At 72.8% G+C, this 19,158-nt stretch carries 17 protein-coding genes; 11 read left to right on the top strand and 6 right to left on the bottom strand.

The genetic code is table 11. The features are described from left to right. Window positions 1–62: 62 nt before the first annotated feature. A complete protein-coding gene (locus ABEA26_RS16020; protein ID WP_345592979.1) occupies window positions 63–1,817 on the top strand; it encodes an ABC transporter ATP-binding protein in 1,755 nt (584 codons plus the stop codon). Window positions 1,818–1,872: 55 nt separating this feature from the next. Here ABEA26_RS16020 and ABEA26_RS16025 read toward each other — a convergent pair whose 3' ends face one another. From ABEA26_RS16025 to ABEA26_RS16040, 4 genes are all read right to left on the bottom strand, one after another. Then, window positions 1,873–2,373: a metallophosphoesterase family protein gene (locus ABEA26_RS16025; RefSeq protein ID WP_345592980.1), complete on the bottom strand. Its 501-nt coding sequence runs from the start codon at window positions 2,371–2,373 to the stop codon at window positions 1,873–1,875. 35 nt (window positions 2,374–2,408) lie between these two features. After that, entirely contained in the window at window positions 2,409–2,789 is a 381-nt protein-coding gene (locus ABEA26_RS16030) for a GDP-mannose 4,6-dehydratase (protein WP_345592981.1), read from the bottom strand. 20 nt (window positions 2,790–2,809) lie between these two features. After that, window positions 2,810–2,989, bottom strand: coding sequence for a hypothetical protein (locus ABEA26_RS16035; protein WP_345592983.1), 180 nt, complete (start codon window positions 2,987–2,989; stop codon window positions 2,810–2,812). Between the two features lie 86 nt (window positions 2,990–3,075). Further along, entirely contained in the window at window positions 3,076–3,495 is a 420-nt protein-coding gene (locus tag ABEA26_RS16040; protein ID WP_345592984.1) for a CBS domain-containing protein, read from the bottom strand. Window positions 3,496–4,005: 510 nt separating this feature from the next. On the opposite strand from ABEA26_RS16040, the gene ABEA26_RS16045 reads away from it, so the two are divergent. From ABEA26_RS16045 to ABEA26_RS16090, 10 genes are all read left to right on the top strand, one after another. Next, a complete protein-coding gene (locus ABEA26_RS16045; protein ID WP_345593001.1) occupies window positions 4,006–6,060 on the top strand; it encodes a PP2C family protein-serine/threonine phosphatase in 2,055 nt (684 codons plus the stop codon). Window positions 6,061–6,706: 646 nt separating this feature from the next. Then, window positions 6,707–6,922 carry a hypothetical protein gene (locus ABEA26_RS16050; RefSeq protein ID WP_003978108.1) on the top strand — a complete coding sequence of 72 codons (216 nt, stop codon included), beginning with the start codon at window positions 6,707–6,709 and terminating at the stop codon, window positions 6,920–6,922. A gap of 113 nt (window positions 6,923–7,035) precedes the next feature. Beyond that, window positions 7,036–7,842 (top strand): HlyD family efflux transporter periplasmic adaptor subunit, encoded by an 807-nt coding sequence (locus tag ABEA26_RS16055; RefSeq protein ID WP_345592986.1) that lies wholly within the window; start codon window positions 7,036–7,038, stop codon window positions 7,840–7,842. After that, window positions 7,839–10,061: an NHLP family bacteriocin export ABC transporter peptidase/permease/ATPase subunit gene (locus tag ABEA26_RS16060; protein ID WP_345592988.1), complete on the top strand. Its 2,223-nt coding sequence runs from the start codon at window positions 7,839–7,841 to the stop codon at window positions 10,059–10,061. Before ABEA26_RS16055 ends, ABEA26_RS16060 begins: the two co-directional genes overlap by 4 nt. A gap of 1 nt (window position 10,062) precedes the next feature. Then, window positions 10,063–12,885, top strand: a complete 2,823-nt coding sequence (locus tag ABEA26_RS16065) for an NHLP bacteriocin export ABC transporter permease/ATPase subunit (RefSeq protein WP_345592989.1) — start codon at window positions 10,063–10,065, stop codon at window positions 12,883–12,885. A 115-nt stretch (window positions 12,886–13,000) separates the two neighbouring features. Beyond that, entirely contained in the window at window positions 13,001–14,011 is a 1,011-nt protein-coding gene (locus ABEA26_RS16070) for a Ppx/GppA family phosphatase (protein WP_345592991.1), read from the top strand. A gap of 106 nt (window positions 14,012–14,117) precedes the next feature. Next, entirely contained in the window at window positions 14,118–14,297 is a 180-nt protein-coding gene (locus tag ABEA26_RS16075) for a hypothetical protein (protein WP_345592992.1), read from the top strand. A gap of 60 nt (window positions 14,298–14,357) precedes the next feature. Further along, window positions 14,358–15,389 (top strand): iron-containing redox enzyme family protein, encoded by a 1,032-nt coding sequence (locus tag ABEA26_RS16080; protein WP_345592994.1) that lies wholly within the window; start codon window positions 14,358–14,360, stop codon window positions 15,387–15,389. Window positions 15,390–15,419: 30 nt separating this feature from the next. Then, entirely contained in the window at window positions 15,420–16,064 is a 645-nt protein-coding gene (locus ABEA26_RS16085) for a HemK2/MTQ2 family protein methyltransferase (protein WP_345592995.1), read from the top strand. Next, the gene (locus tag ABEA26_RS16090; protein ID WP_345592996.1) at window positions 16,045–16,305 is read left to right on the top strand and encodes a CDGSH iron-sulfur domain-containing protein; all 261 of its coding nucleotides are present in this window, start codon (window positions 16,045–16,047) and stop codon (window positions 16,303–16,305) included. Before ABEA26_RS16085 ends, ABEA26_RS16090 begins: the two co-directional genes overlap by 20 nt. Window positions 16,306–16,504: 199 nt before the next feature. Here the strand turns inward: ABEA26_RS16090 and ABEA26_RS16095 are convergent, their stop codons facing one another. Both ABEA26_RS16095 and ABEA26_RS16100 read right to left on the bottom strand, forming a co-directional pair. Beyond that, window positions 16,505–16,939, bottom strand: a complete 435-nt coding sequence (locus tag ABEA26_RS16095; protein ID WP_345592998.1) for a protease inhibitor — start codon at window positions 16,937–16,939, stop codon at window positions 16,505–16,507. Window positions 16,940–17,329: 390 nt separating this feature from the next. Next, on the bottom strand, window positions 17,330–18,937 hold the full coding sequence (locus tag ABEA26_RS16100) for an RICIN domain-containing protein (RefSeq protein WP_345592999.1): 1,608 nt from the start codon (window positions 18,935–18,937) through the stop codon (window positions 17,330–17,332). Window positions 18,938–19,158 lie beyond the last annotated feature (221 nt).

Raw genomic sequence — 19,158 nt, forward strand, 5'->3', positions numbered from 1 at the left:
GCACTGTGCCGCAGGGGCCCCGGCGTAGCCTGAGTCGTCCGCCCACCTGCCGAAGGAGTGCCGTGAGCACCGCAGAGACGGAGACCGGTCCCCCCGCCTGGCGACTGCTCCTGACATACGTACGGCCGCACCGCCGCACCCTGTTGGCGGGCGCCCTGCTGTCGCTGGCCACGGGAGCCACCGGGCTGATGCTGCCGTTGGTGGCGCGGGAGCTGATCGACGACCTGTCGCACGACCGCACTATCGCGGGCGCGCTGCTGGCCATGTCGGGCCTCGTGGTCGCCAACGCCGCGCTCGGCGGACTGGGTTCGTACGTGTTGCGGCGCACCGCCGAGTCGGTGGTGCTCGGCGCGCGGCGCTCCCTGTCGTCGTATCTGCTGCGGCTGCGCATCACGGCCGTGGACCGCACCGAGCCGGGTGACCTGATGGCCCGGATCACCTCCGACACGACGCTGCTGCGCGAGGTCACCACCGACTCACTCGTCGGCCTCGGCACCGGTGGGCTCACGCTGGTGGCGACGCTGGTGATGATGGGCCTGGTCGACCCGGTGCTTCTCGGGGTGACGCTGGCGGTGGTGCTGGGGGCGGGGGCGGTCCTGGGTCTGATCGTGCCGCCCATCAACCGGGCGAGCCGGCAGGCGCAGGACGCGGTGGGCGTGATGGGTGCCGCTCTGGAGCGGATCCTCGGCGCGCTGCGCACGGTGAAGGCGTCCGGCGCCGAACCCCGGGAGGAGCGGGCGCTGCACGCGGCCGCCGAGGAGTCGTGGCGGCAGAGCGTGCGCGCCGCCAAGTGGTCGGCAGCCGCGGGCAACACGGCCGGACTGGCGATGCAGATCGCCTTCATCACGGTGCTCGCGGTGGGCGGGGCGCGGGTCGCGACGGAGGCGATCGACGTCGGCACGCTCGTCGCGTTCCTGCTGTTCGTCTTCTACCTGATGTCGCCGATACAGCAGGTCGTCGGCGCCGTCACGCAGTACCAGACGGGCAAGGCGGCGCTCGCGCGCATCCAGGACGCGCTGCGGCTGCCCGCGGAGCCGCCGGTCCGGCCCGCCCCGCTGCCGTCCCCGGGTGCGGAACCGGCCGCGGTGGCCTTCCAGGACGTCCGCTTCCGTTACGCCGACGACCTGCCGTACATCCACCACGGGGTGACCTTCGACGTGCCGGCCCGGGGCATGACGGCGTTCGTCGGACCGTCCGGCGCGGGCAAGACCACCGTCTTCTCCCTCGTCGAGCGGTTCTACGATCCAGGCTCGGGGGAGATCACGCTGGACGGACGGAACCTTGCGGACTGGGAGCTCGCCTCGCTGCGGGCGGCGATCGGATACGTGGAGCAGGACGCCCCGGTGCTGTCCGGCTCGCTGCGGGACAACCTGCTGCTGGGCAACCCGGAGGCGGACGACGGTGCCCTCGCCGCGGTGGTGAAGACGACCCGCCTCGACGGTCTGGTCGCCCGGCTGCCGAACGGGCTCGACACCCTGGTCGGGCACCGGGGCACCAGGTTGTCGGGCGGTGAGCGTCAGCGGGTGGCCATCGCCCGGGCCCTGCTGCGGCGTCCCCGTCTGCTGCTGCTCGACGAGGCGACCTCGCAGCTGGACGCGGTCAACGAGGCGGCGCTGCGCGACACCGTGGCCGACGTGGCCCGCACGACCACGGTGCTGGTCGTCGCCCACCGGCTGTCCACGGTGACGATGGCCGACCGGATCGTGGTGATGGACGCGGGGCGCGTCCGCGCGGTCGGCACGCACCGGGAGCTGGTGACCGCCGATCCGCTGTACGCGGAGCTGGCGGCGACCCAGTTCCTGGCCGCCGGCGGCTGAGCGGCCCCGGACGCGCGCGGGCTGCGGCTGACACCGCGCCGCTCGCCGGTGTCCCCTACCGCCGCGGGAGCCGGTGCAGCTCGACGTCGCCGAGCCGGCCGTCGGCGGCCGTGGCCGTCATGTAGGTGCAGTACGGCTGACGGCGCCGGTCGGTCGGCGATCCCGGGTTGAGCAGACGCAGGCCGGTGCCCGCGGTGGTGTCCCAGGGGATGTGGCTGTGCCCGAAGACCAGGACGTCGAGGTCCGGGAAGCGGGCGGCGCAGCGTGTCTCGCGGCCCTGGGCGGCGCCCGTCTCGTGGACCACCGCGAAGCGCAGGCCGCCGAGGTCGGCGTACGCCACCTCGGGCAGCCGGGCGCGCAGAGCGGGCCCGTCGTTGTTGCCGTACACGCCGACGAGTCTGCGGCTGCGGCTCTCCAGCAGGTCGAGGGTGGCGGTGTCGACCCAGTCCCCCGCGTGCAGGACGACGTCGGCGCGCGGGACTTCCGCCAGCAGCGGTGCGGGCAGTTCCTTCGCCCGCTTCGGCAGATGGGTGTCGGACACGAGCAGCAGGCGCACGGATCCAGGGTAACGGCCGGCGTGTCGGCAGGGGCTCATGGCGCGACGCGTCGCTTGAGCGGCTCCCACCAGGCCCGGTTGTCCCGGTACCAGGAGACGGTCGCGGCCAGCCCGGCCGTGAAGTCGTGGCGGGGGCGGTAGCCCAGTTCGTCGCGGGCCTTGCTCCAGTCGACGGAGTAGCGCAGGTCGTGGCCCTTGCGGTCCTCGACGTGCACGACCCGGTCCCGGTCCGCGCCGAAGGCGTCGAGGAGCAGGCCGGTGAGGTCGCGGTTGGTCAGCTCGGTGCCGCCGCCGATGTTGTACACCTCGCCGGCCCGGCCCCGGGTCCGCACGAGGTCGACGCCCCGGCAGTGGTCGTCCACGTGCAGCCAGTCGCGGACGTTGCGTCCGTCCCCGTACAGCGGGACCGGCTGCACCGCCCTCGGGGCTCGGTCGATCAGTCCTCGCCCCGGACGATGTTCGACTCCTGGCCCGATTGCGATGCGCGTGCGACGTTGCCGTCCTCGACGGCCGGAATCCAGGTGCGCATCATCCCCCTGCCGCGCAGGCGGCGGGCTTTGGACCAGCCCGTCTCCAGGCGACGGGCAACGGGTTTCTCGCTGGTGTCCGCGCTCACGAGGCATCATCCTCCATCTGCGTCCTGTGCCGTTGACCTCCGGGTCCCCGGCCGTGATTCCGTGAAACGCCGGGCGCCCGCACCCCCTACGGGTTGGGCCGGGCCACGCTGATGTCGCCCAGCGCCGATTCCGGGTCGCGCTCCATGGCCAGGTCGCCGAGGGAGACGATGCCCACGGGACGGCCGTCGTCGACGACCGGGACGCGGCGTACGGCGTGCTCGCGCATCAGCTCGACGGCGTGGTCCAGCTCCTCGTCGGACCGTACGGTCACCATGTCGTCGCTGCACGCGCCGGCCACGGTGGTCTGTTCCGGGTCGCCGCCCTCCGCGACGGACCGGATCACCAGGTCGCGGTCGGTGACCAGTCCGCGTAGTTCGTCGCCGTCCGCGACCAGGACGGCACCGAGGTCCCGGTCGCGCATGATGCGGGCCACCGCGGTGACGGAGGCCTGCGGCTCCACGGTCACCGGATCGCCGGTCATGATGTCGCGGACGTACTGGGTCATGGCGTGTTACCTCGCTCTTTCGCTCGCTCGCTCGTGGTGTGGTCGGCCGGGTACCCGGTGCGGCGGTGCCGGCACCTCGTCGTCGATGCCGGTCCGGTACGGCACCGATTCGCGCCGTGACGCACCTGGGGGCCGCCGGAGTCGGCTGCCGGTCGGCGCGTCCTCGGGCTCGCCGGGCGGTGCCGGGCTCGGCCGAGGCGGGAGCGGGCGGAGCGGGACCGAGCGCGGCGGCGCGGGGCGGGACCGGGCGGGGTGGCGGGGTGGCGGGGTGGGGACGTGCCGACGCGACGCTCGCCGTGCGTGGCGGGCCCGTGGGGAGGAGATTGGAAGCGGGGGCCACGGGCGTGGCCGTGCGAGGAGGTGGTCGGCGTGTCCGACGATCGATCGTCCCCGTCGCCACCCCCGTCCCCGTCCCCGTCGCCACCCCCGTCGCCATCCTCATCAGCGTCCGCGTCTTCCGCATCGTGGGCGTCGGGCGGGAGCCCGGTGCTGTCGCTGGCGCTGGCCTCGATGATGGAGGAGGTTCACGCGCACTCCGGGGCGGTGTACCTGCTCGGCGCGGATCCGCCCTCGCTGAGGATGGCCGTGATGGCGGGGCTGCCGAGGGAGTTCGCCGCGCCCTGGGAACGGGTGGCGCTGCACGCGCCGATCCCGGTGGCGGACGCGGTGCGTGAGCGGCGGCTGATCTGGGTCGGCGACGGTGAGGAGATGGCCCGGCGCTATCCGCGCGTCGCCGTGGTCCTGCCCTACCCGTTCGCCCTGGTCGCGCTGCCCGTCGCGACCGAGTCCACGGCGTACGGCGCGGTCTTTCTGACCTGGCCCGGTACACGTCCCGCGGAGCTGTCCGAGTGGGAACGCGAGCAGCTGACGGCGGCCTGCGCACGGCTCGCGCTACGCCTGGAACGGGCGGCCGAGGCGAGCCTGCCCGTGCATCCGGAACCCGATCCGCCGACCGCCCCGGTGGTCTCAGGCGCATCCGGCACCCTCGGTTCGCTGGAGGCCGTACGGATGGTGGGGCGGCTGCCGTACGGGCTGTGCTCCCTCGACCTGCACGGCCGCGTCGGCTTCGCCAACCCGGCGGCGGCCGAGCTCATGGGCGTACCGGTCGGCAGACTGCTCGGCACCCAGTTGTGGACGTCGGTGCCGTGGCTCAACGACCCGGTGTACGAGGACCGGTACCGGGCCGCGCTGCTCAGCCAGCGCCCCACGTCCTTCGTGGCGCTGCGTCCGCCCGGCGCCTGGCTGTCGTTCCGGCTGTACCCGACCCGGACCGGGCTCAGCGTCCGGATCGTCAGAGCCCGGGGGGTGTCACGGCCGGGCTCGTCCGGGCCGGCCACGGGCGAGGCCGCCCCGCCCCGGTTGGTGACGATCTCCCAGGTGGTGGGCCTGACCGGCGCGCTGTCCGAGGCGGTGAGTGTGCAGGACGTGGTGCAACTGATCGCGGACGAGATCGCCCCGACCGTGGGCAGCCAGGGCCTGGTCGTCCTCGGTTCGCGGGCCGGCCGGTTGCACGTGCTGGGGCACCGCGGGTATCCGGACCCGTTCGCCGTGGAGCGCTTCGAGGGGATGCCGCTGACCGCGAAGCTCCCGGGTACGCAGGTGCTGAGGACGGGGGTGCCCGCGTTCTTCGAGTCGGCGGAGCAGCTGGAACGCCTGTACCCGGCGCGGGAGAGCAGGCGGGACGACTTCGCGGCCTGGGCGTTCCTGCCGCTGATCACCTCGGGGCGGCCGGTGGGCACCTGTGTGCTGGGCTACGAGCGGCCGCACCCCTTCACGACGGAGGAGCGGGCGATCCTGACCAGTCTGGCCGGGCTGGTGGCGCAGGCCCTGGACCGGGCCCTGCTCTACGACGCCAAGCAGCGGCTGGCGCACGGACTGCAGGACGCTCTGCTGCCGCACTCTCTGCCCGCGCTGCCCGGCATCGAGGCCGCCGCCCGTTACCTGCCGGCCACCCGGGGCATGGACATCGGCGGCGACTTCTACGACCTGGTGCCGGCCCGGGGCACGGCGGCCGCGGTGATCGGGGACGTCCAGGGCCACAACGTGACCGCGGCCGGGCTGATGGGGCAGGTGCGCACCGCTGTCCGCGCGTACACGACCGTCGGCCAGGCACCCGAGGAGGTCGTGCGCAGCACCAACCGGTTGCTGATCGATCTGGGCACCGAGCTGTTCGTCAGCTGTCTGTACCTGCGGATCGACCCGGGGCGCGGCCGGGCCGTGCTGGCCCGCGCGGGTCATCCACCGCCGCTGCTGCGGCGTCCGGACGGGCGGGTGGGCGTACTGGAGGTCGACGGCGGCCCCCTGCTGGGCATCGACGCCTCGGCCCCGTATCCGCGCACGGAGGTCGATCTCCCGCCCGGCTCCCTGCTGGCCCTCTACACGGACGGTCTGGTGGAGTCCCCCGACGTCGACTTCGAGGACGCCCTCGCCGGCCTGGGACACCGGCTGGCGGAGGCCGGGGACCTGCCTCTGGACGAGCTCGCCGACCACCTGGTGAGTCACGAGGTGGGCGCGGAGGAGCGCCCCGACGACATCGCCCTGATGCTGCTGAGGGCGCAGGGCTGAGGCGCGGGACGCCTGCCCCGGCGGATCTGGCTGTGGCGGGCGGGAAGCCGGAGCGTGGGCGGGAAGTCAGGGTGCGGGAAATGACTTCTCGACCTCTGGGACGGGGTCCGTGCCGCCGGTCCGGCCGTTGTCGGAGAGCGCCTGGAGGGCTGTTGGCACGCACGGGCGGGACGGGCCGTTCCATCGCACCGGTCGACACACTCCGCTTACGGTCGGGTGCGCTCCGTTCCGATCACGGAGCGGAATCCCTGCTTCAGGGAATCTGCACATCGAATACCCGACCCGGTCATCCTCGTTGGAGGATCTGCACAACCCGGGAGCGCCCCATGCGCCTTCGGGGCGGGTGAGCCGGTTCCCCGCGCAGGAGCAAGGGGTGGCACGGGACGATGTCGTGACCCATGTGAAGAAGTCGCCGCGAAGGCGTGTCCGCGCCTGCACTCTTGAGCGCCAGAGGATCGTAAGTGCCCAGGTGAGCGGGGTGATTGATTGGAATCACGGACCGGCCGCGTGTTTTGATCCATCGCACCGCGGGGGCCGCGGAGGGTTCCGGAACGGGGCGCCCGGCGCCCGCGGTCGCGGCCGTCATCTGTCCCCAGAGGGGGCCGCTCCCCCCTTGTGAAATGGCTATACGAAGGGAAGTTCCATCATGAACTCCACCCCCCAGGTTGAGACCGTCGAGATCTCCGACGCCGACCTCGACAACGTCTCCGGCGGCCTGAACGTCAACGCCGTCGGCACCGTCACCGGCCTGGTGGACGGCATCGCGCCGGTCTCGGGCCTGCTCAACACGGCCGTCGGCACCGTCGAGGGTGTCACCGGCCTGAACACGGCCCCGGTCACGGGCCTGGTCGCCGGTCTCTGACCGCGCCCATGTGCCGCTGAGTCCCGGAGCCGTCCAGGCTTCGGGACTTCTCGGCCGTTGTGCCGCGGTCCGTCTTCCGCGGCTTCGCCGGTAAACCCTGGGATACGTCCGACGTGCAGTTCCGCCAACAGGCCCTCGCAAAACTCCAGTCACCGGAGGAGCTCGACCTTCCGGTGCGTTTCGCCCGCCCGCAGGGCTGGCTGGTGCTGTCCGTGACGGTGGTCGCGATGGCCGCCGCGTCCGTGTGGGCGGTGAGCGGCTCGGTGACCTCGACGGTCGCCGCGCCCGCCATCCTCACGCACGGGCAGGGCAGTTACCTCCTGCAGAGCCCGGTCTCCGGCCAGGTCACCGCCGTCCTCGCACGCCAGGGCGAGCGGCTCGCCGCCGACTCCCCGGTGCTGAAGGTCCGTACCGCCGAGGGCGAGACCGTCGTCCGCACGGTCGACGCCGGCCGGGTCACCGCGCTCGCCGCGACCGTCGGGCAGATCATCGGCACCGGCGCGAACGTCGCCTCTGTCGAGAAGGTCGCCCACGCCGACGCCCCGCTCTACGCCACCGTCTACGTCCCCGCCGAGAACGCCGCCGCCATCCCCGCGCACGCCTCCGTCGACCTGACCGTCCAGTCGGTGCCGACGCAGGAGTACGGCGTCCTGCACGGCGAGGTGAGGTCGGTGGACCGCTCGGTGCAGTCGGCGCGGACGATCTCCGCGTTCCTCGGCGACAGCCAGCTCGGCGAGCAGTTCACCAAGGAGGGCAGGCCGGTGGCCGTGACGGTCCGGCTGGACACCTCGAAGTCCACGAGAAGCGGTTACGAGTGGTCGTCCGCGGACGGGCCGCCGTTCGAGCTGACCTCCATGACCATGGCCGAGGGTTCCATCCGGCTGGCCGACCAGCGACCCGTCGATTGGCTGCTGCCGTGAGCACCGCACAGAAGACCCGGGGCAGACGCCGCGCCGCCCCGCCGAAGCGCGGGGTGCCCAGGAGCCGGACGAAGACCGTCCGCACACCCACCATCCTTCAGATGGAGGCCGTGGAGTGCGGCGCCGCCTCCCTCGCGATGGTGCTCGGCCACTACGGCAGGCACATACCGCTGGAGGAGCTGCGCATCGCCTGCGGCGTCTCCCGCGACGGCTCCCGGGCGAGCAACCTCCTGAAGGCGGCGCGCGGTTACGGCCTCACCGCCAAGGGCATGCAGATGGACCTGGCCGCCCTGGCCGAGGTGACGGCGCCGGCCATCCTGTTCTGGGAGTTCAACCACTACGTCGTCTACGACGGCATGGGGCGCCGCTTCGGCCGGCGCGGGGTGTTCGTCAACGATCCCGGCAAGGGCCGCCGGTTCGTGTCCCTGGAGGACTTCGACGGCAGCTTCACCGGGGTCGTGCTGACCATGGAGCCCGGCGAGGACTTCACCCGGGGCGGCCGCAAACCCGGCGTGCTGGGTGCGATGCCTGCCCGCCTGCGCGGCACCGCGGGCACGCTGCCCGCCGCCCTGCTGGCGAGCCTGCTGCTGGTGGCGGTCGGCGCGGCGGTGCCCGCGCTCAGCCGCACCTACATCGACATGTTCCTGATCGGGGGGCAGACCTCGCTGCTCGGCGTGCTGTTCGCGTCGATGGCGGCCTGCGTGCTGCTCACCGTCGTGCTGACCTGGCTTCAGCAGACGAACCTGCTGCACGGCCGCATCATCTCCTCCACCCTCTCCAGTGCCCGCTTCCTGCGCCATCTGCTGCGGCTGCCGGTGACGTTCTTCTCCCAGCGCAGTCCGGCCGACCTGGTGCAGCGCCTCCAGTCCAACGACGCCGTCTCCGAGACGCTGGCGCGCGACCTCTCCGCGGCGGGCGTCGACGCGATCGTCGTCGTCCTGTACGCGGTACTGCTGTACACGTACGACCCCCAGCTCACCTTCGTCGGCGTCGGCGTGGCGCTGCTCAACATCCTCGCGATGCGTGTCGTCATCCGGCTGCGCGCGACCCGTACGGCGAAGCTGCGGGCGGACACGGCGCGGCTGACCAACACCGCGTACACCGGCCTCCAGCTCATCGAGACGATGAAGGCGACCGGCGGTGAGGACGGCTACTTCCGCAAGTGGGCGGGGCAGCACGCCACCACCCTGGAGGAGCAGCAGCGGCTCGGGGTGCCGAGTGCCTGGCTGGGCGTGGTCGCGCCGACGCTGGCGACGCTGAACAGCGGGCTGATCCTGTGGATCGGCGGCATGCGGGCGGTCGAGGGGCACATCTCGGTCGGTCTGCTGGTCGCGTTCCAGGCACTGGTGGTCCGCTTCACGGCCCCGCTGACCCGGCTGAACGGCGTCGCGGGCCGCATCCAGGACTTCGCGGCCGACGTGGCCCGGCTGAAGGACGTGGAGAACTTCCGGACCGACCCGCTCTACGACCGCCCCGGCACCGCCGACTCCACCCGCCGGCTGCACGGCCACGTCGAGCTCCGACACGTCTCCTTCGGCTACAACCCACTCGACAAGCCCCTGCTCACCGGCTTCGACCTGACCGTCGGGCCGGGACAGCAGGTGGCCCTGGTGGGCGGCTCGGGCAGCGGCAAGTCCACGGTGTCGCGGCTGATCTCGGGGCTGTACGCCCCGTGGGACGGCGTGATCCGCGTCGACGGCCGGCGGCTGGAGGACATCCCCCGCGGGGCCCTGGCGTCCTCCGTCTCCTTCGTCGACCAGGACGTGTTCCTCTTCGAGGGCTCCGTCCGCGACAACGTGGCGCTGTGGGACCCGTCGGTCCCGGACGACGCGGTGGTGGAAGCCCTGCGCGACGCCGCGCTGCACGACGTGGTGACGCGCCGCCCGGGCGGCATCCACAGCCGGGTCGAGCAGGACGGGCGGAACTTCTCCGGCGGGCAGCGCCAGCGCCTGGAGATCGCGCGGGCCCTGGTGCGCCGGCCCAGCATCCTCGTCCTCGACGAGGTGACCAGCGCCCTTGACGCGGAGACCGAGCTGGTGGTCATGGACAACCTGCGCCGGCGCGGCTGTGCCTGCGTGGTGATCGCGCACCGGCTCAGCACCGTGCGGGACAGCGACGAGATCGTCGTACTCCAGCACGGCACCGTCGTGGAGCGCGGGCGGCACGAGGAGCTGGTCGCGCACGGTGGCGCGTACGCCGCGCTGGTCAGGGAGCGTTGAGATGACAGCCGTGCACGAAGGACAGGGCGACCTCGTCCTCGGGGCGCTCGGTTCGCTGGGCACCCGCGCCGACTCCGCCGGGTCGGGCCGCCTGGACCTGGAGGGTCCTCAGGTGCTGTGGCTGGTGGCGTCCGGCGCGGTGGACCTGTTCGCGGTCGACGCCGGGGAACAGGGCCACTGGCACCACCTGGGCCGTCTGGAGGCGGGCTCGGTGCTGCTCGGACCGGTCACCGGGCCCCGGCACACGCTGGTCGCGCGTCCGCTGCGGGACTGCGTGGTGCACCGCGTCCGACTGCGCGAGCTGTACCAGCCGGCGAGCACCCAGACGTGGTCGTACGACGCGTACGGCAACCCCCAGTACGTGCCGCCCACGACGAGCCCGCTGGAGTACGCCCTCGCCCTCGGCGTGGGCCGCGGCCTGACCGTCCTCTTCCAGGCGCCGATGGCGACCGAGCTGGCGACGGCACCCACCGACGACGACGTCTTCTGGATGCAGGTGCCGCCCGGCAGCGTGCAGTACGGCGCGGTGTACGGCGACGAGGCCGCCGCCGACCTGCTGATGGACCCGGCACTGTGGCAGAGCCTGGTCGACCAGCAGTACCGGCTGCTGACCACCCTGGACCGCTGGATCGAGCAGCTGGAGCACACCCACGAGACCCGTACGGCGGCCGGTATCAAGGCCGGTGAGGCGGTGCGCGCCCGGGCCGACCGGACACTGCTGGCCTCCATCGGCAAGCGGTCGGACAAGCACACCACGGCCGCCGACGCCGACGCCACGTACGCGGCCTGCCGACTGGTCGCCCGCGCCGCCGGTATCCCGCTCGCCGAGCCCTCCCGCGACGGCGCGCAGAGCGACCGCCTCGACCCGGTGGAGCGGGTCGCCGTCGCCTCGCGCGTGCGCACCCGGACCGTGCGGCTGGACGGCCGCTGGTGGCGGGACGACATCGGGCCGCTGGTCGGTCACCGGGCCCTGTCGGGCGCGCCGGTCGCGCTGCTGTGGCGGCGCGGCGGCTATGTGGCCGTCCATCCGGCGACGGGCCGTCGGACGCCGGTCGAGAAGGCGAACGCCGAGGAGTTCGAGCCGTCCGCGGTGATGTTCTACCGTCCGCTGCCCGAGCACCGGCTCAGTCCACTGCGGCTGCTGCGGTTCTGCATGCGGGGCACGCGCGGTGATCTGACCGGTCTGCTGCTCGCCGGACTGGTGACGGTGGGGCTCGGCGCGCTGGTGCCGATCGCGACCGGCAAGGTGCTCGGCGAGTTCGTGCCGAAGGCGCAGACCGGGCTGATCGCGCAGGTCTGTCTCGCCGTGATGCTGAGCGGCGTCGTCGCGGCGGCCTTCATGCTGCTGCAGAACCTCACCATCCTGCGGCTGGAGGGACGTGTCGAGGCGGCCCTCCAGCCGGCGGTGTGGGACCGGCTGCTGCGGCTGCCGACGAGGTTCTTCACCGAGCGCTCCACCGGTGAGCTGGCCGGCGCGGCCATGGGCATCAGCGCGATCCGCAGGCTGCTGGCGGGCGTCGGTCCGACGGTGGCCCAGTCGGTGACCGTCGGGGCGATGAACCTGGGGCTGCTGCTCTGGTACAGCGTGCCGATGGCCCTCGCGGCGATCGGCGTGCTGGTGGTGGTCGCCGCCGTGTTCCTGGGGCTCGGGCTGTGGCAGGTGCGCTACCAGCGGCGGCTGGTCAAGCTCACCAACAGGCTGAACAACCAGGCCTTCCAGACCCTGCGCGGACTGCCCAAGCTCCGGGTCGCGGCCGCCGAGAACTACGCGTACGCGGCGTGGGCGGAGCAGTTCGCGCGCAGCCGTGAGCTCCAGCAGCAGGCCGGACGCGTCAAGAACCTGAACGCGGTGCTCGGCGCGGTGTACCTGCCGGTGTGCACGCTGCTGATGTTCATGCTGCTGGCCGGTCCGGCGCGCGGTTCGATGTCGGCGGCCGAGTTCCTCACCTTCAACGCGGCCGTGACGATGCTGCTGACCTCGGTCACCCAGCTGACCGGCGCGTTCGTGTCGGCGGTGGCCGCGCTGCCGCTGTTCGAGGAGATCCGGCCGGTCCTGGACGCCACCCCCGAGGTCCGTACGGCGAGCACCCGGCCCGGGCCGCTGTCCGGGGCGATCGAGGCGCGCCGGCTGTCGTTCCGGTACTCCGACGACGGGCCGCTGGTCCTGGACGACGTGTCCTTCGGGATCCGGCCGGGCGAGTTCGTGGCGATCGTCGGCCCCAGCGGCTGCGGCAAGTCGACCCTGCTGAGGCTATTGATCGGCTTCGACCGGCCGCTGTCGGGCAGCGTCCTGTACGACGGCCAGGACCTGGCCGCGCTGGATCAGTCGGCGGTGCGACGGCAGTGCGGGGTGGTGCTCCAGCACGCGCAGCCGTTCACCGGCTCGATCCTGGACGTCATCTGCGGCACCGAGCCGTACACACCGGAGGAGGTGATGGCGGCGGCCGAGATGGCCGGGCTCGCGGAGGACATCAAGCGGATGCCGATGGGCCTGCACACGATCGTCTCGGGCAGCGGGGCGGTCTCCGGCGGGCAACGGCAGCGGCTGATGATCGCGCAGGCGCTGATCCGCCGGCCGCGCGTCCTCTTCTTCGACGAGGCGACCAGCGCCCTGGACAACGAGACGCAGCGCACGGTGATCGAGTCCACCAAGGCGCTCGACGCCACCCGGATCGTGATCGCCCACCGTCTGTCCACGGTGCTGGACGCGGACCGTGTGATCGTGATGGAGGACGGCGGGGTCGCCCAGCAGGGCCCGCCCGCCGATCTGCTCGCGGACACGGGCGGCCGGCTGCACGAGCTGGTGCGACGGCAGCTGGCCTGAACCCGGGCCGGGACCGGGCGCGGGAAGCCACGGGGCACCCCGGGGAGCCGCCCGCTTTCCGGCCGTACCGCCCGGGTTCCGTTGGACCGGCGCATAAATGGGTACCTGCGCCTTCATGCGTATCAGCGTGGTGGATGTGGGATCGAAGACGGTCCGGCTCATGGTGGCGGACGCGGAGGGCGGGGTGCCGCTGCCGGTCCACACCGCGAAGTGGCGGCTGCGGCTGTCCGAGCAGGTCAAACCGGGGGATCCGGTCCCGGACGACGCCGTGGAGCGGCTCGCGGAGGCGGTCGCCGACGCGAACCGGACCGCGGCCCGCTGGGGGGCGGCGGAACCGCTGGCCTTCGCGACCGCCGTGGTGCGTGCCGCGCCCAACCGCCGCGAGGTCCTGCGCACCGTCCGCGCCCGTACGGGCACCGCCCTGTGCACCCTGCCGGGCGAGGTGGAGGCGGAGCTGACGTTCCTCGGGGCCCGCCGCTGGATGGGCTGGCGGGCCGGACCGCTCGCCCTGCTCGACATAGGCGGCGGCTCACTGGAGATCGCCTTCGGCCGCGGCCGGCTGCCCGACTTCGTGGCCTCGCTGCCGCTGGGGGCGGCACGGCTGACCCACGAGTTCCTCGCGGGCGGCGAGGAGGCGGCATCGCCGGAACAGGTCCGGGCGCTGCGCCGCAACGTCCGCCATCAGCTGCGGGACGTCGCGGCGCGGATCCGCTGGGAGGGGCCACGCACCGCGGCCGCCACCTCGCGCACCTTCCAGCAGCTCGGGCGGCTGTGCGGGGCGTCGCCGGGCCGGCACGGTCCGTTCATGGAGCGGCGGATGCGCTGCTCGGATCTCGGAGAGGCGATCGGCCGGCTGGCCGCCCTGTCCGCCGCCGAGCGGGCCCGGCTGCCCGGCATCTCCGCACCGCGGGCGGCGCAGAGTCTGGCCGGGGCGGTGGTCGGGCACACCGCGATGAAGCTGACGGGACTGGAAACGGTCACGCTGTGTCCCTGGGCGATCCGCGAGGGCATCCTGCTGCGTCACATCGAGGACGGACCGTCCTGGTGGGCGGAGGTCACCCGCCGCAACGACGAGGCGGCCGTGCCGGCCCCGGTGCCGCTGCGCATCGCGACCACGTCCAGCTGACCACGGCGGGACGGTCCCTGCCGGAGCCGGACCACACGGCCCGACCGAACGAACGAACCAACCGGCGAACCGACGAACCAACGGTATGAGGAGAAGGAGGGCATCCGTGTCCGAGGACGGCGACCACACCGACAAGCAGCCCGAGACCGCCATCGACGAGGTCCTGCGCGAGATCAAGGAGTCCAGGCCCCGCGACGCGGAGTCCGACGAGGGCCCGCGCCGGGGTGAGGCGGGCGACGCCACCTCACCGAACACCGGGGCGCAGAAGGACGCCGAGGACGGGTGACAGGTGAGTGGCTCCGTGCGGGCGGGGATGCCACCGTGGCGTCCGGGTACTCGCGACGCCATGGAGTACGACCGCGAAGGACCACAGCCGCCGACGGCCCGGGGCCCGCTCTCCGCGGCCGTCGGCGCGTACCTCCTCGGGTCGGGCCCGCTGCCCTGCCCGGAGGTCGTCGCCGCCGCGCCGGCGTACGGCGACGACCTCCAGCTCGCCCTGTACCAGTGCTACGAGCTGCACTACCGGGGCTTCGCCGGTGTCTCCCCCGGCATCGAGTGGGACCCCGGGCTGCTCCGCACCCGCGCCGCGCTGGAGCACCGCTTCCTGTCCGCGCTGCGCGCCGACACCCAGGTCCACGACAGCGTGGAGGAGGCGGTCGGGGAGCTGCTCGTCGAACCCGTCGACGGAAAGGGCGTCAGCGACTTCCTGCGGGACGAAGGCGAGTTGTGGCATCTGCGCGAGTACGCGGCGCAGCGCTCCCTGTACCACCTGAAGGAGGCCGACCCGCACGCCTGGGTGCTGCCGCGGCTGTGGGGGCGCGCGAAGGCGGCGATGGCCGCGGTGGAGTTCGACGAGTACGGCGGTGGCCGTCCCGAGCGGGTGCACGCCCGCCTGTTCGCCGACCTGATGACGGACCTGGGCCTGGACACGACGTACGGACGCCATCTCGACGCGGCGTCCGCCGAGTGCCTGGCCACGGTGAACATGATGTCCCTGTTCGGCCTGCACCGTGCCCTGCGCGGTGCCCTGGTGGGCCACTTCGCGGCGGTCGAGATCACCTCGTCGCCCGGTTCCCGGCGGCTCGCCGAGGCGATGCGCCGCACCGGCGCCGGGCCCGCCGCCCAGCACTTCTACGACGAGCACGTCGAGGCCGACGCGGTGCACGAGCAGATCGTGCGGCACGAGGTGATCGGCGGTCTGCTGGAGCAGGAGCCGCATCTCGCGGCGGACGTCGTCTTCGGTATCGACGCCACCGGGTACGTCGAGGAGCGCTTCGGCACCCGGCTCCTCGCCGACTGGCGGGCCGGCCGGTCGTCCCTGCGCACGCCGCTGTCCGGCCTTCCCCGCGTACCTCGCGAAACCTCCCATATTCCGTGACGGCCGGGGTACGTGGGATCCGTGGATTTCATGGTGCTACCGGGCGTCTACGCCCCTCAGGAGGACACCGCCCTGCTGGCCGGCGCGCTGTCCGACGAGTCGCTCCCGCCGGGCGCGGCCGTGCTCGACGTGGGGACCGGCTCGGGCGCCCTCGCCCTGGCGGCGGCACGTCGGGGCGCCCGGGTGACCGCGGTGGACGTGTCGTGGCGCGCGGTGTGCGCGGCGCGGGTGAACGCCGCTCGGGCCGGGCTGCGGATCCGCGTCCGGCACGGCAACCTCTTCACGCCCGTACGAGGTGAGTCGTTCGACTTCGTACTGGCCAACCCCCCGTACGTACCGGCGCCGGGCGGTGGCCACCGGCCACGCGGGGCGGCGCGGGCCTGGGACGCGGGTCACGACGGGCGGCTGGTCCTGGACCAAATCTGCCGTGAGGTGCCCGCCCTGTTGCGTCCGGGCGGTGTGCTGCTGCTGGTGCAGTCGGCGCTCAGCGAACCCGAGCGGACCGTCGGGCATCTGCGCGCGGCCGGCCTGAAGGCGGCCGTGACCCGGCGGCAGCGGATCGCGTTCGGTCCCGTGGTGCGCGGCCGGGAGCCCTGGCTTCGGCAGCGCGGGCTGCTGTCGCCGGCCGACAACGAGGAGGAGCTGGTGGTCGTCCGTGCCGAACTCCCCGTCTGACCCCCCACGTCCCTGCGACTCGGGCGCTCCGCGCCGGATCAAGGTCCAGCGCCGGGGGCCGCTGCTGGTGGAGGGCCCGGTGGAGGTGGAGCTGGAGGACGGCACGACGGTGTCGTCCGACCGTTTCCGGGTCGCCCTGTGCACCTGTCGCCGCAGCCGGCGCTACCCGTGGTGCGACACCAGCCACCGTGCGAAGTCGTCCGGCACCCGTGACGGTTCCGGGCCGGCGGCGAAGGGCTGACAGCTCCCCGGCCGGCAATTCCCGGCTGACAGTTCTCCGGCTGAACAGTTCCCGACTCCCGCTGTCCCGGGGAGGACGGCGGACGGCCCCACTCCGTCCGCCGTCCCCGGTGCGGGACCTCGCGTTCCGTACGGCGGCGCTCGCACTCCCCAGTAGTGAGCCGCCGGTCACACCGCACGGATCGGGCGGTCCCGGTCCCTCAGAACGTGAAGACGCTCGCGCTGCCCGCGTTCTTCACGCACTCGTTGGGGAAGGTGCGCTCGTAGGAGACGTGTCGGCCCTGCCAGACACCGTCGACGGTGACGACGACGGGGGCGTACTCGCGGGTGCACAGGACGCCGGAGTCGGCCGTCAGGGCATCGAAGTCTCCGCCCGCGCCTCGCAGTTCCGCGCAGGCCGACGCGGCGTCGGGGTGGGTTCCGAAGGCCTTCGGGGCACAGGTCAGGGTGACCGCGCGTACCGGTGCGGCGGTGGCAGCGCTCTCTCCGTGCCCCATGGTCAGCACGAGGGCCGAGGGGGTGTAGAGCGACGTGGGGGCGGTGGCCGGGGAGGCGAGGGAGGCCCCGGCGAGGGGCCCGCAGACGGCGGTGGCCGTCAGGCCCAGAGTCGCTGCCCAGCGCGCGGTGTTCCGCATTGTGTGCATCCTTCCGCTCGATATGAGGGTGTCGCCGGCCCGGCTCGGTCGGTGCCGGAACGGCGAGCGCGAGTCTGCCGAGTCCACCGCCGAAACTCATCTCGACCCCACGTGTTTCGGTAACCTTGCGTATTGAATCAGTGGCGCGAAGTCACGAAATTCGAACGTTCCAAGTCCGGAACAGGGCGGTTCTTGATCGGTCATTGAGGCCTGAACTGGCCGGATGGCGTGATCCGTACGATCACCAATCGGCCTGAAACACTCCTGAAACAGATGGGTCTCTCGACGACGGGGCGGAACACGGGATGGCGAAGCACTGGGACCTCGCCCGACCCGCCGGGGAGCGTCGTCCCGGGACGCCACCACGCACCGGACATCGCCCGGCCCCGCTCAGCCGCCCGACAGCTCCACCCGCCGGGCGCCCGGGGCGTCGGTGCCGTCGACCGACAGGGAGTCCTCCGCCGTCGATACCGGATCGGTCCGCCAGCGCTGACCCTCGGAGCCGTCACGCACCTTCACCACGATGTCGGCGTCCGTGGTGACGGTGGTGGCGGCGAGGGCGAGCTGCTTCTGCCGGCGCGGCACCAGCTCGCCCGGTCCGGTCAGGTCGTAGCGCACGTCATCGCCCCGCTCCGTGCCCTCGTCGGCGCAGGTACCGAGAATGACGACTCCGGCGTCCGCCCGCGAGTCGAGACACAGCCCCGGGTCGGCGACGCTGCGCAGCAGCCCGTCGTCCTCGTGGATCCACTGCTGGGTCCCCGCCTCGGAGCACGCCGACAGCCGGGTGCCGGCGCCGTCCCTCGGCTCGCCCCGGACGTCGAGACAGAGGTCCGCGGCGACGTTGCGCAGCCGCATGCGGTCGGCCGCCGTGGGCAGCCCGGCCGCACCGGGCGGTTTCGGGCGGCTGGTCGCGGAGGCCAATCCGTCACCTCCGGCGGCGCTGGTGGAGGTGGCCGGGTCGGCGCCGCCGCCGTCGTACGACCACACGCTCACCACCAGGACGATCGCCAGCACCGAGGCCGAGGCCGCGCCGAACTGTTTGAGCATCGACCGGCCCGAACGCGGCCGGCCCGGGACCCGGCGTACGGGCACGGGAATCCGGCCCAACAGCCCGGGACGTCCGCCCCGGTGCCGGGCGGCGCCCTTGGCGAGGGTGCCCGGCGTCGCGCGCCCGGGTCGGGAGTCGAGGTAGCGCCGGGCGCCCCAGCCGAGCACCGCTTCGGCGATCAGTGTGCCCAACTCGCGACCGAAGTGGCTGAGTTGCTCAGCCGCGTGACGACAGTGACGACAATCCACGAGGTGGTTTCGCACATCCGGCAGCAGAGCGCCGCCGCGGCGGAGCGGGACGTCCAGGAGGCGGCTGTGGAAGCGGCAGTCCTGGGTGGGCGCCAGCTGTCCATGGGCGTGCAGACAACCCTCGCGGAATTTCTCATGCGCTTGCTCGAGGGTGACCGACGCGGTGTCGGCATCCATACCGAGCAGACCGGCCGACACACTTATGGGTTCCCCTTCGACTTCCGTGTGCCACAGCAAACAGCGGGCCGGTCCGGGAAGAGACGCGAATGCCCGTGCGGCCAGCGTTCGGTTCTCCGGAACCAGGGACTTAGCCGCCCGCATACCACGTCCGCCGGCGGGTTTGAGCAGTTGCGGAAGGACGCCGGACATCCCGTCGTCGGCGGACCACTGCCAAACCGTGTCCCGTACGGCCACCAGCAGCCGCGGACGCAGGGCGGTGGCGGGCTCTCCCTTTGCCAGCCGGTCCAGGAGCCGGTGCCAGGCTGCGGCGGTCACCATGGTGGCCACCGGGGCCGACGTGGCAAGGCAGACGGTGGCGTAGTCGTGGGCCGACTGCCAGTGGCGCGCCATCAGGAGCCCGGCGGCCCGGGCGGCCTCGCTCTCGGGGCTGTCCCTCAGTCGCGCGGCCAGGAACTCGTCGGACTCCCCGGGATCCCCGCCGGAGGGCGGGTACGCGGGCCGGGGAGGGTGGGGGGTGGACACTGAGACCTTTCCTTCCCACGCGCGTGTGACTCAGGAGTTCGGTCGCCGAAAAGAAATCCCGAATTGGTGCATACCTTTGGTGTATACCTTTTGGGCGCGATACGGGGAGCGTGAATTCGCCAAGGCGAAACCTGACCTGGTTCCTCAAGGCGCGTGCGAGACCCGGCCTTTACCCCCGCACGGGTGCTTCACTCTCGCACAAACCGCTCACGGTCAACAAG

The organism is Streptomyces marokkonensis, from assembly GCF_039539045.1.
Classification (GTDB): Bacteria; Actinomycetota; Actinomycetes; order Streptomycetales; family Streptomycetaceae; genus Streptomyces; species Streptomyces marokkonensis.